13 protein-coding genes are annotated in these 16,154 nt (G+C 43.7%); 5 read left to right on the forward strand and 8 right to left on the reverse strand.

What is annotated here, in order from left to right; translation table 11 throughout:
- Window positions 1-50: 50 nt before the first annotated feature.
- The 6 genes from lapB to sohB form a co-directional block, all read right to left on the reverse strand.
- Window positions 51-1,226, reverse strand: coding sequence for a lipopolysaccharide assembly protein LapB (gene lapB / locus R7Q41_RS17425; protein ID WP_005376665.1), 1,176 nt, complete (start codon window positions 1,224-1,226; stop codon window positions 51-53).
- An 18-nt stretch (window positions 1,227-1,244) separates the two neighbouring features.
- Window positions 1,245-1,541: a LapA family protein gene (locus R7Q41_RS17430; RefSeq protein ID WP_005376663.1), complete on the reverse strand. Its 297-nt coding sequence runs from the start codon at window positions 1,539-1,541 to the stop codon at window positions 1,245-1,247.
- A gap of 269 nt (window positions 1,542-1,810) precedes the next feature.
- Window positions 1,811-2,092 carry an integration host factor subunit beta gene (gene ihfB, locus R7Q41_RS17435; protein WP_005385816.1) on the reverse strand — a complete coding sequence of 94 codons (282 nt, stop codon included), beginning with the start codon at window positions 2,090-2,092 and terminating at the stop codon, window positions 1,811-1,813.
- 213 nt (window positions 2,093-2,305) lie between these two features.
- The gene (rpsA, locus tag R7Q41_RS17440) at window positions 2,306-3,976 is read right to left on the reverse strand and encodes a 30S ribosomal protein S1 (protein ID WP_005385817.1); all 1,671 of its coding nucleotides are present in this window, start codon (window positions 3,974-3,976) and stop codon (window positions 2,306-2,308) included.
- A gap of 110 nt (window positions 3,977-4,086) precedes the next feature.
- Window positions 4,087-4,767 (reverse strand): (d)CMP kinase, encoded by a 681-nt coding sequence (cmk, locus tag R7Q41_RS17445; RefSeq protein ID WP_318108830.1) that lies wholly within the window; start codon window positions 4,765-4,767, stop codon window positions 4,087-4,089.
- A 208-nt stretch (window positions 4,768-4,975) separates the two neighbouring features.
- Complete coding sequence (gene sohB / locus R7Q41_RS17450) at window positions 4,976-6,037, reverse strand: protease SohB (protein ID WP_005385819.1); 1,062 nt, start codon at window positions 6,035-6,037, stop codon at window positions 4,976-4,978.
- A gap of 254 nt (window positions 6,038-6,291) precedes the next feature.
- On the opposite strand from sohB, the gene R7Q41_RS17455 reads away from it, so the two are divergent.
- The 4 genes from R7Q41_RS17455 to R7Q41_RS17470 all read left to right on the forward strand — a co-directional run bounded on the left by R7Q41_RS17455 (window position 6,292) and on the right by R7Q41_RS17470 (window position 12,370).
- A complete protein-coding gene (locus R7Q41_RS17455; RefSeq protein ID WP_005372980.1) occupies window positions 6,292-7,038 on the forward strand; it encodes a YciK family oxidoreductase in 747 nt (248 codons plus the stop codon).
- Window positions 7,039-7,167: 129 nt separating this feature from the next.
- Window positions 7,168-7,860 (forward strand): translesion DNA synthesis-associated protein ImuA, encoded by a 693-nt coding sequence (imuA, locus tag R7Q41_RS17460; protein ID WP_054577653.1) that lies wholly within the window; start codon window positions 7,168-7,170, stop codon window positions 7,858-7,860.
- A gap of 4 nt (window positions 7,861-7,864) precedes the next feature.
- Window positions 7,865-9,268 carry a Y-family DNA polymerase gene (locus R7Q41_RS17465; RefSeq protein WP_206970736.1) on the forward strand — a complete coding sequence of 468 codons (1,404 nt, stop codon included), beginning with the start codon at window positions 7,865-7,867 and terminating at the stop codon, window positions 9,266-9,268.
- A 27-nt stretch (window positions 9,269-9,295) separates the two neighbouring features.
- Window positions 9,296-12,370: an error-prone DNA polymerase gene (locus R7Q41_RS17470; protein ID WP_318108832.1), complete on the forward strand. Its 3,075-nt coding sequence runs from the start codon at window positions 9,296-9,298 to the stop codon at window positions 12,368-12,370.
- 72 nt (window positions 12,371-12,442) lie between these two features.
- Here the strand turns inward: R7Q41_RS17470 and R7Q41_RS17475 are convergent, their stop codons facing one another.
- Both R7Q41_RS17475 and R7Q41_RS17480 read right to left on the reverse strand, forming a co-directional pair.
- Window positions 12,443-13,396, reverse strand: coding sequence for a chemotaxis protein CheV (locus tag R7Q41_RS17475; protein WP_005372976.1), 954 nt, complete (start codon window positions 13,394-13,396; stop codon window positions 12,443-12,445).
- 363 nt (window positions 13,397-13,759) lie between these two features.
- Window positions 13,760-14,977: an ROK family protein gene (locus R7Q41_RS17480; protein ID WP_005372973.1), complete on the reverse strand. Its 1,218-nt coding sequence runs from the start codon at window positions 14,975-14,977 to the stop codon at window positions 13,760-13,762.
- Between the two features lie 410 nt (window positions 14,978-15,387).
- Here R7Q41_RS17480 and R7Q41_RS17485 point away from each other — a divergent pair.
- On the forward strand, window positions 15,388-16,154 hold a 767-nt coding region (locus R7Q41_RS17485; protein ID WP_318144604.1), incomplete at its 3' end, for a pyruvate kinase.

Below are 16,154 nucleotides of genomic sequence, written 5' to 3' on the forward strand. Positions count from 1 at the left end.
AAAAGTTAAAAAAATGCAGCGGACAGAAACTCTGCCAGCTGCATTAAGAATTATTCACCATCCAATCCGCGGATTGGCTTGATCGTCCCCCATCCTTTACAGGACGGACAATGCCAATAAAGGGAATGGGTAGAAAATCCACACTTCCGGCATCGGTAATGCGGTTTCACTTTTAACTGTTCACCCACCATCGCTTGTAGTGTTGATAGGCTGTCTTTCGCTCGACCATCTTCTGCTTCTGCAATGTGGTAGTCAATTAAACGGTAGAAGCCCTTCATGGTTGGGTTTTTCAGCAATTGTTTCGTCAGTAACTCTTGAGCAGCCCCAACGTTCTCGTGATGAGCAACTAATTGAGCCAACATCAACTCGGCTGATACGCCTGCTTTCTTATCAATGCAAGCTCGCAGAAATTCGACAAGTTCATCTTCCTGACCCAGATGATGATAGCATTCTGCAATAGTTGGCAAGACATCACTGATAAAGTCTTTATCTTGCTCAAGTACCCCCGTCAGATATTTGATGGTGTGCTTATAGTCTTCAGACTCTAGGTAAATTCGTCCCAAAGCTATACTTGCTCGAACACACTTCGGGTCTTCCGCTAACGCTTTTTTAAAATGCTGTATTGCCTTATTAGTATTCCCATCAGCTTGGTCGAGCATGGCTATTTCACACCAAAAATGGGCAATATTTGCACGCATCCTTGAGCGTTTATTACCTAACTTAGCCAATTGGTTCGCGTAATAAATCGCCTTTTCCCATTCTCGTGTTTGCTGATAAATGGTCACTAATTGTTGAAGAGCCGCCTCTTTGTAATCTGGCTCTTCGACTAACTGTTCAAAGATTTTCTCTGCACGATCAAGAAAACCTGAGACCATGTAGTCTTTCGCTAACTGTTGAAGGGCGAGGTTCTTTTGGTCCAGTGTTAAGCCTGAACGAGAAATAAGATTTTGGTGAATTCTGATTGCGCGGTCGACTTCACCACGAGACCGGAACAGGTTACCCAACGCAAGGTGAGTATCGATGGTCTCGTTATCAACTTGGAGCAATTCAATAAAGTGATCGACAGCCTTATCTGATTGGTCAGAGAGCAACAGATTAAGACCCGTCATATACTGACGAGAGATTTGATGAGATTGCTTCTGCTTGTCTTGCTGAGCGCTGCGATGCCCCATATACCAGCCATACGCAGCAGCTATAGGCAACAACAAGAAGAGTAGTTCAAGCATTAAAGTTAAGCCTTATCCTTATGCCTGTTTTTCAATGGCTGGCTTATCAGCAGCGTTGTTTGATTCAGTTGGTTCGTACTTTTTCAGTTTTTTCTTTAAACGACGGACCTGTAGCTGAGTTTTCAGTTGGATGCTACCAAATATAACCCACGCTAAAGCAAAGCCAACCACAAATACTACACCTAATAGCGTAGATAAGTGGAACTCTCCTTTTGCTAGAAGATAGTTAAAAGTCACGAGCTCTTGGTTTTGGGAACCTAACGCCAATGCAATTAAAAAGAGAGCTAAAACAGCAACGATTTTTATAATTTTCATGTTACATCACCCTTCTAGGAGTAAGTCGGTAAGATTATGCAGGAAAATGCTTCTTCAGACTACGTATATTAGCAATAATCTATACCCAAGTAACCTCAAGATGCTTAGTTTGTAGACATGCTTAGAAGTTAAAGTTATTTGGGTATAGAAAACAGCTGAATCCACAATTAGATTAGTAAACGATCTTGGATGTATGACTAACTTGGATACATTACAAAAAAGCGGCATACACAAACGTATGCCGCTTTTTTCAAACTAATAAGAGTGCATTAACCAATATTTACACGCTCACGAAGTTCTTTACCAGGTTTGAAATGTGGAACGTATTTACCTTCCAATTCCACTTTATCGCCCGTTTTAGGGTTACGACCTACGCGAGGCTCGCGGTAATGAAGAGAAAAACTACCAAAGCCACGGATCTCGATACGGTCACCGCTCTCTAGTGTAGAGGCCATGTGCTCTAAAATATCTTTTACAGCATCCTCTACCTCTTTCGCTGATAAGTGTGTTTGCTCAGCGCAGAGTCTTTCAATCAGTTCAGACTTAGTCATAGTTGCCCTCTTTGAGTATCTTTATCACTTATTATAGTAAGTAATACTAATTCCAACAAACACTTGCTGACAATTCTAGACAAATTTTATGCAAAATGCGCAATGAAGAAATGCCTTTTATTAAGATAGTTTACTGTCATTAGTATTACTACTTAAATATGACCAAATATAAAAAAGGAGCCTTGCGGCTCCTTTTTTGCTTAAGCGAGTATATTATTCGCCTTTAGCAGCTTTGAAAGCGTCAGCCATTGCGTTACCGAATGCATTGTCATCTTGCTTGTTGATAGATGCCATTGCTTCTTGCTCGTCAGCTTCGTCTTTAGCTTTGATAGATAGGTTGATTACGCGGTTCTTACGGTCTACACCTGTGAACTTCGCTTCAACAACATCACCAGCGCTTAGGATTAGAGAAGCATCTTCTACGCGATCGCGTGATACTTCAGAAGCACGGATGTAACCTTCAACGCCTTCTGCGATTTCAACAGTAGCGCCTTTAGCGTCAACAGCAGTTACAGTAGCGTTAACTAGAACACCTTTCTTGTTGTCAGCAACGTAAGCATTGAATGGGTCATTTTCCATTTGCTTGATGCCTAGAGAGATGCGCTCACGCTCAGCGTCTACTGCTAGAACAACTGCAGAGATCTCGTCGCCTTTCTTGTACTCACGTACAGCTTCTTCGCCAGCAACATTCCAAGAAATGTCAGATAGGTGAACTAGACCGTCGATGCCGCCTTCTAGACCGATGAAGATACCGAAGTCAGTGATAGACTTGATCTTACCAGTAACTTTGTCGCCTTTAGCTTGTGCTTCAGCGAATGACTGCCATGGGTTAGCTTTACACTGTTTCAGACCTAGAGAGATACGACGACGTTCTTCGTCGATTTCAAGAACCATAACCTCAACTTCGTCGCCAACATTAACAACTTTAGAAGGGTGGATGTTCTTGTTAGTCCAATCCATTTCTGAAACGTGAACTAGACCTTCAACGCCTTCTTCGATTTCAACGAAGCAGCCGTAGTCAGTTAGGTTAGTTACGCGACCAGTTAGTTTGTGACCTTCTGGGTAACGCTTAGCGATTGCTACCCATGGATCTTCGCCTAGTTGCTTAAGACCTAGTGATACGCGAGTACGCTCACGGTCGAACTTAAGAACTTTAACTTGGATCTCGTCACCAACGTTAACGATTTCAGATGGGTGCTTAACGCGCTTCCAAGCCATATCAGTGATATGTAGAAGACCGTCAACGCCACCTAGGTCAACGAACGCACCGTAGTCAGTAAGGTTCTTAACGATACCTTTAACTTCAGAACCTTCTTGTAGAGTTTCTAGAAGCTCGTCACGCTCAACGCTGTTCTCTGATTCGATAACTGCACGACGTGAAACAACTACGTTGTTACGTTTTTGGTCAAGTTTGATAACTTTGAACTCTAGCTCTTTGTTTTCTAGGTGAGCAGTGTCGCGGATTGGACGTACGTCTACTAGAGAGCCAGGAAGGAAAGCACGGATACCGTTTAGTTCAACAGTGAAACCGCCTTTAACTTTACCGTTGATGATACCAACAACAGTTTCAGCTTCTTCGTAAGCTTTCTCAAGTACGATCCAAGCTTCGTGACGCTTAGCTTTCTCACGAGAAAGTTGAGTTTCACCGAAACCATCTTCAACAGCGTCTAGAGCTACGTCTACTTCAGCGCCAACTTCAACTTCAAGTTCGCCAGCAGCGTTCTTGAACTGTTCAGCAGGGATAGCAGATTCAGACTTAAGACCAGCGTCAACAAGAACGAAACCGTTCTCGATAGCTACTACAGTACCTTTAACGATGCTGCCTTGTTGGAATTCTGTTTCGTTTAGAAACTCTTCAAAGAGTTGAGCAAAAGATTCAGTCATTTAATTAATCTTCAATAAATTAAACTTCCACGGGTATCCTACCGCATGGGGTTATTAAATTCGCCAGTCATCATCCTTGCGACCAACGCTCTTAGCCTAGTCGAGTATTATTACCCAGCTAGCTTCGATTCGATATATTGTAGTGCCTTTTCTACTACTTCGTCGATAGTCATCGACGTAGAATCTAGCACAAGCGCATCCTCAGCAGGGCGTAATGGCGCCACTGGGCGGTTACGATCTCGGTCGTCACGCTCTTGGATCTCGCTTAAAAGGTCAGCAAATCTAACATCTAACCCTTTCTCTTGCAACTGTTTAAGGCGTCGATTTGCACGCTCTTCAGCACTCGCATCAAGGAAGATTTTTGCTTGCGCACTCGGGAATACAATTGTGCCCATATCACGACCATCAGCAACCAGACCCGGAGCGGTCTCAAATGCACGCTGACGACGTAGTAATGCTTCACGAACACGTGGCAAAGCCGCAACTTTAGATGCTGCCATACCCGTTTCTTCTTTACGAAGCTCCCCTGACACATCTTCGCCTTCTAGAATGACCTTAACTAAGTCACCTTCCGCGATAAATTGAACGTCTAGGTGTGTTGCTAGTGGGACAAGAGCATCTTCTGACTCGGTGTCGACACCGTGGTGAATCGCAGCGAGTGCAAGTACACGATAAATTGCGCCAGAATCTAAGAGTTGGAAACCCAACTTTTTCGCCAGCAACATACATAAAGTGCCTTTACCTGCACCACTAGGTCCATCTACGGTTACAACCGGAGTTTGAGAGGACATGTTCTTCTCCACCAATAGTTTCTTTTCAGCAATTTGCTCGGTTTTCGAGGCGCACATTATACGGGTAATCAGTCTTTGGAGCGAGGAAAAATGTCGTGTAAAGCATTACACCTAATGCGTAATTGGATTCATCAATAAACATAAAGTTCAACAAAAACGGCGAGAGCTTCTGCCCTCGCCGTTTTAAATGCCATGAACTTAAGCTCGATTAAACAATCGGCTTTTGACCACGCTCAGCTAACTTTAAAATCACACTATCAGCGACTTTACCCGCCACACCTGCTAGCTTGTCGGCCAGTTTTTTCTTTTGTACATAATGCACAGAAAGTACAGTTTTATCTTTGCATGCTGCAACAACGATATCATCAGATGTACTAATGTCATCCACCAAACCAAGCTCTTTCGCTTGTGTACCGAACCAGTGCTCACCAGTGGCTACTTTGTCTAGGTCCAAACTAGGGCGACGCTCACGAATGAAGTCTTTAAACAAGACATGTGTTTCTTCAAGTTCTTGCTTAAACTTATCGCGCGCTTTATCGGTATTCTCACCGAACATCGTTAGCGTGCGCTTATATTCACCCGCTGTTAGTTGTTCGTACTCAATGTCATGTTTCTTCAACAGTTTGTTGAAGTTAGGAATTTGTGCGATAACGCCAATAGACCCCACAATTGCAAATGGTGCAGAAACAATCTTATCTGCTACACATGCCATCATGTAACCACCACTTGCCGCAACTTTGTCAACAGAGATGGTCAGAGGAAGACCCGCAGCTTTGATTCGGTCCAGTTGAGAAGAGGCAAGGCCGTAACCATGAACCATACCACCGCCAGACTCTAAGCGAAGTAACACTTCATCACCTTCACGTGCGACAGCCAAAATAGCGGTGATTTCTTCACGTAGAGACGCGACTTCTTTTGCGTCTATGCTACCGTTGAAATCAAGAACAAATAGGTGTGGTTCACGCTTGCTATCTAATGAACCGTCTTTGCTCGCTTGTTTGATTTCTTTCTCGCGAGATTTGTTCTTCTCTTTTTCTTCTTTCTTGACGGCTTTATCTCGAGCCTTGATGAAAGCATCGTCATGCAAATGATGCTCTAACTGCTCAACAGATTGTTTGTGTTGCTCTGAAAGGTTGGTAATCTCTAACTCCCCTTTCGCCGCACCCGATTTGCCACCAGCCGATTTTGCAATAATGAGCAGAACAATTATCGCAGCAACCACCGTGATAATTTTGGCCAGAAACAGACCATAATCTAATAAAAATTCCAACGAGAGCTCCTTTATCTCATTTCAGATGACGTTAGTATGTTACGCAGAAACATCAGCGAGAAGGCAGCGCGGTTTGTAACCACTTGTTCTGATTGATAGCATACCTAACGAAAGTTCTGGAATTGGTATAACACATGAATTGGTGTATTGTAACCATCTTGTCACGATTACCAAGATTTTCCATTGAGAAACAGGCGTTTTTTAGCGTCAATTAACTATCATGGACCCTCTTACAATAATAAGGATTTATCGCCGTGAACTACTCCGTTTCAGCTGATGCTCTAAAAGGTAAAGTCATTCTTGTTACTGGCGCTGGTAATGGCATCGGCCGTCAAGCCGCGCTTTCTTATGCCGAGCACGGTGCAACTGTTATTCTCTTGGGTAGAAATGTGCAAAACCTTGAATCTATCTATGATGAGATTGAAGCTGCTGGCTATCCACAAGCAGCTATCATTCCATTGGATCTCAAGGGCGCAACTCAGCAGAATTACATTGATATGGCAGAGACAATCGAAGGACAGTTTGGTCGCTTGGATGGTCTATTACACAACGCAGGTGTCTTGAGTTCGCTGTGTCCATTTGATCAAATCAAAGAGGAAGACTTCGACGATATCATGCAGATCAACGTGAAAGCCGAAGTGCTAATGACTCAAGCACTACTGCCTGTGATGCGTAAATCAGAAGCTGGGCGTATTATCTTTACCTCTTCAACCGTCGGCCACTCTGGCCGCGCATTCTGGGGGCCATACGCTATCTCTAAATTTGCCGTAGAAGGCATGATGCAAGTTTTGGCTGACGAGCTGAGTGATACACCGATCCGCGTTAACGCAATTAACCCTGGTGCCACTCGTACTCGCATGCGTGAAAAAGCATATCCGGGTGAAGATGCGAATACTCTCAAAACGCCACTGGATATCATGCCGCTATATTTGCACTTAATGGATCCTGCGGTTACCGATGTGAACGGTCAGTGCATCGACGCTCAACCGAAGCGTAAATAACTCATTCAGGTTACCTCACATAATCGATTGAAAAGGCAGCAAACGCTGCCTTTTTTCATTTCTCTCTTCATAAAAATCTTGCGACTTTCTCCCACAGAAATATACTGTACATATATACAGGTGTTTATTATGCAAGATATTATTCAGAACTTAAAAAGCCAACACCTTGTTTGGCAAGCAAATTTAACGAAAGCAGATCCTCAGCAGTTGCAGACTAGTTCCGGTTTTTCTGAATTAGATGATTTGCTCGGCGGAGGCTTTCCACCTCATGGCGTAGTGGAGATGGAATCTATTGGTAGTATTGGTGAATTGCGTTTGCTCGCTCCCTATTTAAAAGCCACTCAGACCAATGGTATAACCGCATTTATTCAACCACCTGCGCTAGTGAATTCTCTGTTTTTACACTACATCGGGTTGGATATAAACCAAGTGTGGGTTGTTAATCCAGCTCATCCCAAAGATGCTCTTTGGGCTGCAGAGCAATGTCTGAAAAGTGGGGTATGCAGTAATGTTTTGTTATGGCAAGAAGAGCTTGAAATACATCAAGTGAAACGCTTACAGGTAGCAAGTGAACAAGGGAGTTGCCCGCTCTTTATGCTTAAAACAGATACTATCAACCGCTTGTCTTTGCCTGTGTCACTCAGTTTAAAACTGAAAGGCGACGAGCAAGGGATTAATGTTGAAGTGCTGAAAAGGAAAGGAGGCTGGAATAGAGGTAGCGTTAGTATCGGCTTCCAACACCATTACCCGCAACTGGTGAAACCATCATCTGAAACTGTGCACTCGACTGTGGTCAATTTCCCACTGGCGAACCAAGGTTAGTGATATGGCTCTGTGGATTTACTTGCACTTCCCTCGCCTACAGCTAGACGCACTCTTTGGTGATAACCAAGAACAACCCGTGGTGATTGTCGAAAGCCAACGTTGCCAGATTATTCAATACAACGAGATTGCCGAACAACAAGGCATTAAGCCAGGTATGGGCCTAGGCAGTGCTGCGTCCTTGTGTCGAGATTTACAAGTGCATCCTTATCATCCACAAACCGAATTAAATAAATTACAAGAGGTAGCTCAGTGGTTGTATTTGATCACATCTGACGTTGTGTTGATGCCAAACCAAGGTATTTTACTGCGTGCTACTCCAATGCTCGCTCTGTATGAAGGGCTTGAAAACTATTGGAATAAAGTCAGAGCTCACTTATCGGAGCTGAAACTGAGTTTTCAATTCGGATGTGGTTTTTCTCCTTTTGCTGCCAAATTGATGGCAATATCAGGAGCGAACGTCATCAGTGAAGACAAATCTGCCATACAAAAAGCTTTATCACCACTACCGTTAAAACTGACAGATTTATCAAACGCTACCGTAGAGAAGTTACAACGTGTAGGTGTCACCACATTGCAAAACCTGCTTGAACTGCCATTGCAAGACATCGCACGACGCTTTGATATCGATTTGGTGAACTACGTTGGTCGACTGACTGGGCAGTTTAAACACCCTGTCGACTTTTATCACCCTACCGAATCCTTCCAAGTTTATTTAGAGCTGTTGTTTGAGATCGAAAACGTTCAGTGGATTGAAAAGCCGTTGGCCAAATTACTTCGTCAACTCGAAATCTTTCTTAAATTAAGAGATAAGGTCGCTTTTGAACTGTGTTTAACACTCCACCAGCGTGAGAAACAAGAGCAACACCTTCAACTCACTTCTGCGCAAGGTGATTACCTATGTCAGCGTTGGCAACAGTTAGCGAGTTTGAGCTTAGAGTCACTCTCGCTTAATGGCCCAGTCACAGGGCTAACGTTAAAAGTCATCCGTCAAGGTGAGCCTCTTAGTGCATCACGCGATCTCTTTGCTGGGCAGAAAGGAAACATGAATGCTTTAGAGTTGCTTTCTTTACTGCAAGCTAAATTGGGGAAAAGTGCCGTTTTAAAACCCAATATTGCTTGCGATCCTAGACCAGAAAAGGCCAGTCAGTATCGCCCTGCTGATGCTACGGATGAAAAGGGGCACGCCATACCATCCATACTACGCCCAGCAATGCAATTACCGACTCCCATTGTATTGCAAGAGCAAGTTTCTTTGGTCCACGGACCTGAGCGAATAGTTTCTGGGTGGTGGGATGGTGATGAGATCATGCGTGATTACTACATTGCACACACCAAGCAAGGCCGCTGGTTATGGATATTTCGTGATCAGCACAAGCACTGGTTTCTTCATGGCTATTTTTGTTAAATCGACAGTTATTTTTGTTGGGTCATTATGAGTTACGCGGAACTATTTTGTCAGTCTAACTTCTCTTTTTTGACTGGAGCTTCTCATGCAGAAGAGCTGGTACTCCAAGCTGCTTTCTATCGCTATCAAGCTCTAGCTATAACGGATGAATGTTCAGTCGCGGGCGTTGTCAAAGCCCATGCGACCATCGAACAACATAAACTCGATATCAAACAAATCGTTGGAAGTATGTTTTGGTTAAATGATGAATGCCAAATCGTACTGCTTTGCCCTTGTCGCAAGGCTTATGCCGAGTTGTGTCGTATCATCACAAACGCAAGAAGACGCAGTGAAAAAGGCAACTATCAACTGTTCGAATGGGATTTGATGTCGGTTCGACATTGTTTGGTATTGTGGCTGCCCACACATCAAGAGAGTGATCACTATTGGGGGCGCTGGCTCAATCAACACCACGCTAATCGTTTGTGGGTAGCGATTCAGCGCCATTTGAGTAACAACGATACTGAGTACATTGCGCACTGCGAGCAGTTAGCACATGAATTTCAATTACCTATAACTGCCTGCGGAGGCGTTCTCATGCATGACGTTGAACGCTTGCCATTACAGCATGTACTTACTGCTATAAAACATGGGTGTAGCGTCGATAAACTCGGTTTTGACCGTATTTCGAATACTGAGCGAGCGCTTCGTCCTTTTAAAAAGTTGATTCGGATTTACAAACCAGAATGGCTGGAAGAAAGTACTTACATCGCCGATTTATGCGAGTTTAAGCTCTCCGATTTAAAATACGAATATCCTACCGAGCTGATCCCAGATGGTTATACACCCGACTCTTACTTACGTATGTTGGTCGAACGTGGTAAAAAGCTGCGTTTTCCTGAAGGCGTGCCCGCAGAAGTCAATCAAACCATCGAGAATGAACTGGCGCTTATTCAAGAGCTTAAATACCACTACTACTTCCTTACTATTCACGACATCGTAATGTTTGCGAAACAGCAAGGTATTCTTTACCAAGGGCGAGGTTCCGCTGCAAACTCTGTGGTGTGTTATTGCCTGGAAATTACCGCCGTCGATCCTCGACAAATCGCTGTCTTATTCGAACGATTTATCAGTAAAGAACGTAAGGAACCGCCGGATATTGATGTGGACTTTGAACACGAGCGCCGTGAAGAAGTTATCCAGTATATTTACAAAAAATATGGCCGTGAGCGTGCAGCACTTGCTGCAACAGTGATCAGCTATCGCTTTAAAAGTGCCGTGCGTGAAGTCGGTAAAGCACTAGGGATTGAAGAGACCCAATTAGATTTTTTCATTAAGAACGTTAATCGCCGAGATCGCAGCCAAGGCTGGCAAGCTCAAATTATTGAACTTGGCTTACAACCAGAATCTCTCAAAGGGCAGCAGTTCATCCAATTGGTCAACGAGATCATTGGCTTCCCACGCCATTTATCTCAGCACGTAGGTGGCTTTGTAATTTCATCTGGCCCTTTATATGAGTTGGTACCTGTTGAAAATGCCTCGATGGAAGAGCGCACTATCATTCAATGGGATAAAGACGATTTAGAAAGCTTGAAGCTACTAAAAGTCGATGTACTCGCACTCGGCATGTTAAACGCCATCAAAAAGTGCTTTCAACTGGTCGAGAAACATCACCAGCGATCCCTCTCGATTTCCGAGATCACTCGCCGACAAGATGATCCACTCGTGTACCGCATGATCCAAAAAGCTGACACGATAGGCGTATTCCAAATTGAATCTCGTGCACAAATGAGCATGCTTCCTCGCCTAAAGCCTGCTTGTTATTACGACTTAGTGATTCAAATTGCAATTGTTCGTCCAGGCCCTATTCAGGGTGATATGGTGCATCCTTTTCTAAAACGACGAGATCACAAAGAGCCTGTCAGTTATCCATCGGAAGAAGTAAAAAGCGTTCTGGAGCGGACTATGGGCGTCCCTATTTTCCAAGAGCAAGTCATCAAGCTAGCCATGGTAGCCGCAGGGTTTAGCGGCGGCGAGGCCGATCAACTCCGTCGAGCGATGGCATCATGGAAAAAGAATGGCGATCTCGCTAAATTCAGACCAAAACTGATCAATGGTATGCAAGAGAGAGGCTATGACTTAGCGTTTGCTGAGCGCATTTTCGATCAGATTTGCGGCTTTGGTGAGTACGGCTTCCCTGAAAGTCATTCAGCGTCTTTCGCAGTGCTGGCATATTGTTCTGCATGGTTAAAATATTATTACCCAGCCGAATTTTACACTGCATTGTTGAACAGCCAACCAATGGGATTTTATAGCCCATCGCAATTAGTACAAGATGCTCGCCGACATGGCGTCGAAGTATTGCCGGTGTGCGTCAATCATTCAAAATATCAACATCATCTCGTCTCACGTCCGAATGGCAGGCTCGGCGTGCAACTTGGTTTTCGCTTGGTGAAAGGCTTTAACGCAGAAAGCGCACAAAGACTTATTGAGCGCAAACCACTTAATGGTTACCGATCGATTCAAGAAGTAAAGCAGATATTAAGAAGCCGAAGTGACATTGAATTATTGGCTTCAGCCAATGCATTTCAGGCCTTATCGGGGAATCGTTATAACGCTCGCTGGGCAGCAATGGATTCCTTATCTGACCTACCATTGTTTCACAAGGTCGAAGAACCCAATGTTAGCTACCAGACTCAACCTTCTGAATATGAAAATTTAATTGAGGATTACGCAAGCACGGGACTATCTCTTAGCCGCCATCCAATTAAATTATTAGAAGAAACGGGCAAACTCCCTCACTTTACCCGCATGAGGCAACTGACAGAGAAACCGCATAAGTCACTGGTCACAGTGGTAGGTGTGGTAACAGGAAGACAATCTCCAGGCACCGCCGCTGGCGTGACATTTTTTACGTTAGAAGATGACACGGGCAACATTAATGTGGTCGTTTGGCAAGCGACAGCACGAGCCCAAAAGCAAGCGTATTTAGGCGCTAAAGTATTAATGGTGAAAGGCATTCTTGAAAGAGAGGGAGAAGTCACGCACGTCATTGCTGGTAAGTTGATTGATTGCACGCACTACTTGAACAATCTACAAAGTAAATCTCGGGATTTCCATTAGTACAGAGGAATTAAGGAGAGAGATGTTAAAAATCAGAGAGAGGTGCGCTCCCTCTGATTTCACTAGATCTAATCATGCACTTTTAGAAAGCATCTGGCGTAATCGGTCTTGAGCAACTTCAACCAGCAGATCCGGTTGGAATTTAGATATAAAGCGATCACAGCCTACTTTTTGCACCATGGCTTCATTAAAACTACCGCTCAGAGAAGTGTTCAATGTGATAAACAACTTAGACATACGTGGATCTTGGCGCACTTCATGGGTCAGTTTATAACCGTCCATTTCAGGCATTTCAGCATCCGTAATCATCATCAACAGCTCTTTTTCTACATCTTTACCTTCATCACACCAACGTTTTAAAACCGTTAACGCTTCTAGCCCGTCACGGCACTCGATGATATTCATACCCAATTGAGAAAGCGTATCGCGAACTTGATTACGAGCTGTAGAGGAATCATCCACAATCAGAACATTACGCCCGACCATTGCTTGGGCCAATTCTTGATCGAGAATGTCCTCCGAGATAGTCACGTCGTAATGTACGATCTCTGCTAAAACTTTTTCAACGTCAATAATTTCGACAATTTGAGAGGCATCCCCCTCTTTGATTTGCGTGATAGCCGTGAGGTAATTCGAGCGACCAGACGTGGAAGGAGGCGGCTGAATTTCAGTCCATGCCGTATTAATAATGTTTTTAACCGGGCCGACTAAGAAGCCCTGCACCGTGCGGTTGTACTCTGTCACGATCAAATTTTCTTCTTCCGCTTCACCACGTAAAGCAGGAAAACCAATTGCGCCTCGTAAATCAATCACTGGTACCGCTTCACCTCGTAGAGAAGCAACCCCACGAATATTGTAGTGCGATCCAGGGAGCTTGGTTAACGGTGGAAGCTTGATGACCTCTTTCACTTTGAATACATTAATCGCAAATAACTGGCGACTATTTAAAGTGAACAGCAGAAGCTCTAGTCGATTTTCACCAACCAAGTTTGTACGCTGGTCAACCGTATTTAACACTCCGGACATACTACTACCTAAATTATGGATAATTCTTATTTTACTCGAAATCAGTACAGACACAGCAAGGTTATATAACCAAATAACCTTAAAATATTTGGCTTTTCGAGCACAGCTTTAAAGTACAACAGTTTTAGCGTATTACTTCTCTTTGCATCAGACGCAAAGTCACGCAGCACATTGAAAGCCATTTTGTTTATTTACTTGAGCTTTTTAGGAAATTACATGAATGGCGCAGATATAGCAATGCAACATAACTCAAATTCCCTTTCTAGTAATAGGCGATCAAAAAGGGTGAGCCGTTAAGTCTCACCCTAAATCACCTACAAATGCAGTCTCAACAGCCAGGCACATCATCATGTTAAAAAGTACTTAACCTTCCACAACCTTCATCAATAGTTGACCATCGTACAACGCTTGCTTAATCAACGCGGCACCAGGCATTGTGGCTTGCTTATAGAAACGAGACTCCACCAGCTCAAGATCTTGGTGATAAACAGGTAAACTCTGCTCTTCGATACAGCGACGAACCGCAGGATAAAGCACATCTTTTGCTTGGTTAATCACACCACCGATCAAGATTTTCTCAGGGTTAAATAAGTTGATCACAATAGCAATTGCAGAGCCTAAGTAGCCTCCAAGTTTTTCAATCACATCGACGGCCAAAGGATCACCGTTTGCAGCGGCTTCACAAATGCTCTCAATACTCATTTCTTCTTGTTTAGCAAGAATAGAGTCTTCGCCATCAGCGATTCGTCTTACGACTTCTTCACGAATTGCTTGAGAACTGGCAACGGTTTCCAAACAGCCAATATTGCCGCAATGACAACGTTTTCCATTTGGGTCAATTTGAATATGCCCGAGTTCACCAATGTTACCGTGACGGCCTTGCAAAACGCGCCCATCCAGAATGATGCCCGCACCTAAACCGTGGTGGATAGAGATAAGAACGGAGTTGTCATTATCTTGAGAATGACCAAAAAGCTTTTCTGCTAATGCCCAAGCTCGCGTGTCATTGGCAATGAAAACTGGCAAGCCTGTTGCTTTGTATATCTCTGGTCCAAGAGCAAGATTTTCGACATTGTAATGAGGCATCTGCAAAACGACACCTTGCTCTGAGTTCACGAGACCAGGCAGTGTAAGGGCAATACTGGTAACCCGATCCAGTTGATCCGCGTAAGTCTGAAAAAATTCATCAATTTCGTAAAGCAGGCGCTCAAGCACATCGTCTTGGTCAAGCTCGTGTATCTCGATTTTAGTATCGATCAGTACATCACCGCCTAACTCATGCAAAGCAATGGTTAAATAACCCCGCCCCAAACGCATTGACAAAAATTGCCAGCCTTCATTATTGACCTGCAAACCGACAGCAGGTCGACCACGACTCGTCGCTTCTTGTACTGTCGTTTCATGAATCAAGTGCGCTTCAATTAATTCTCGAGTGATTTTGGTGATACTAGCAGGAGCAAGCTCACTCTGCTTGGACAAATCAATTCGAGAAATAGGACCTTTTAGGTCAATTAGTTTATATACACGACCAGCATTGACCTGTTTGATATGATCAATATGGCCCGGTTGAGCCATGTACATCTTGCACTCCGAAATTCTATAACGGGACAATTTTTTTACTTTGCGAACTAATTGTGAAGTGAATTAATAAATCCCCGTGACAAGCATCACGTATAAACCTGTTTGTTTGTGTATTCAATCAAATAACGAAGAATCTACTCCTGTTAAATTGTTTGAAAAATAACTTATTTTTATTCACTAAATTATGAAGTAGTGCCTTTAAAGCAGCGCATTTTTATCAATAAGGCCATTGCCTGTCGAATATCTGTCTGTTTTACCGGGGTTACTCTTAATGTAAACATTCTGTGCATATACTTATATTCAAGTAGCTTTAAGGTGTGGGCTCAGCAACGAGGCTAACCTTGAGAGCGATTGCGTAAAGTAAGGATAGAGTTCAAGTTACCTTTACACACACATTCATCGGAGAATCTATGACTTCCAAATTAAGACGAACAAAAATTGTCACTACGCTGGGTCCTTCAACGGATAAGGACAATATACTTGAGGAGATCATCAAAGCCGGTGCAAACGTTGTCCGTATGAATTTTTCACATGGAACCAGTGAAGACCACATTCAACGTGCGAACAAAGTCCGTACCATTGCAGCAAGACTTGGGCGTCAGGTTGCAATTCTTGGTGACTTACAAGGCCCTAAAATCCGTGTATCAACGTTTAAAGACGGCCAAGTCATTTTGAATGTGGGCGATAAATTCACATTAGATAGTGATTTACCAAAAGGTGAAGGCAATCAAGAATCTGTAGGGTTAGATTATAAAGAACTACCGCAAGATGTTTCACCAAATGACATTTTATTACTCGATGATGGACGCGTTCAGCTGCAAGTTACTACAGTAGAGGGTAATAAAGTTCATACCCGTGTGATTGTCGGTGGCCCACTGTCCAACAATAAAGGGATCAACAAAAAAGGCGGCGGATTGTCAGCGGATGCGCTCACAGAGAAAGATAAAGCCGACATTCTTACCGCCGCAGCAATTCAAGTAGACTACCTTGCTATTTCATTCCCGCGTAACGGCGAAGACATGCATTACGCTCGACGCTTAGCCAGAGATGCAGGCCTTGAAGCCATGTTAGTGGCTAAAGTCGAACGAGCAGAAACCGTCGCGACCAATGAGTCTATTGACGACATTATTCTCGCATCCGATGTAGTGATGGTTGCACGTGGTGACCTTGGTGTAGA

Source organism: Vibrio sp. 2096, from assembly GCF_033339595.1.
Classification (GTDB): domain Bacteria; phylum Pseudomonadota; class Gammaproteobacteria; order Enterobacterales; family Vibrionaceae; genus Vibrio; species Vibrio alginolyticus.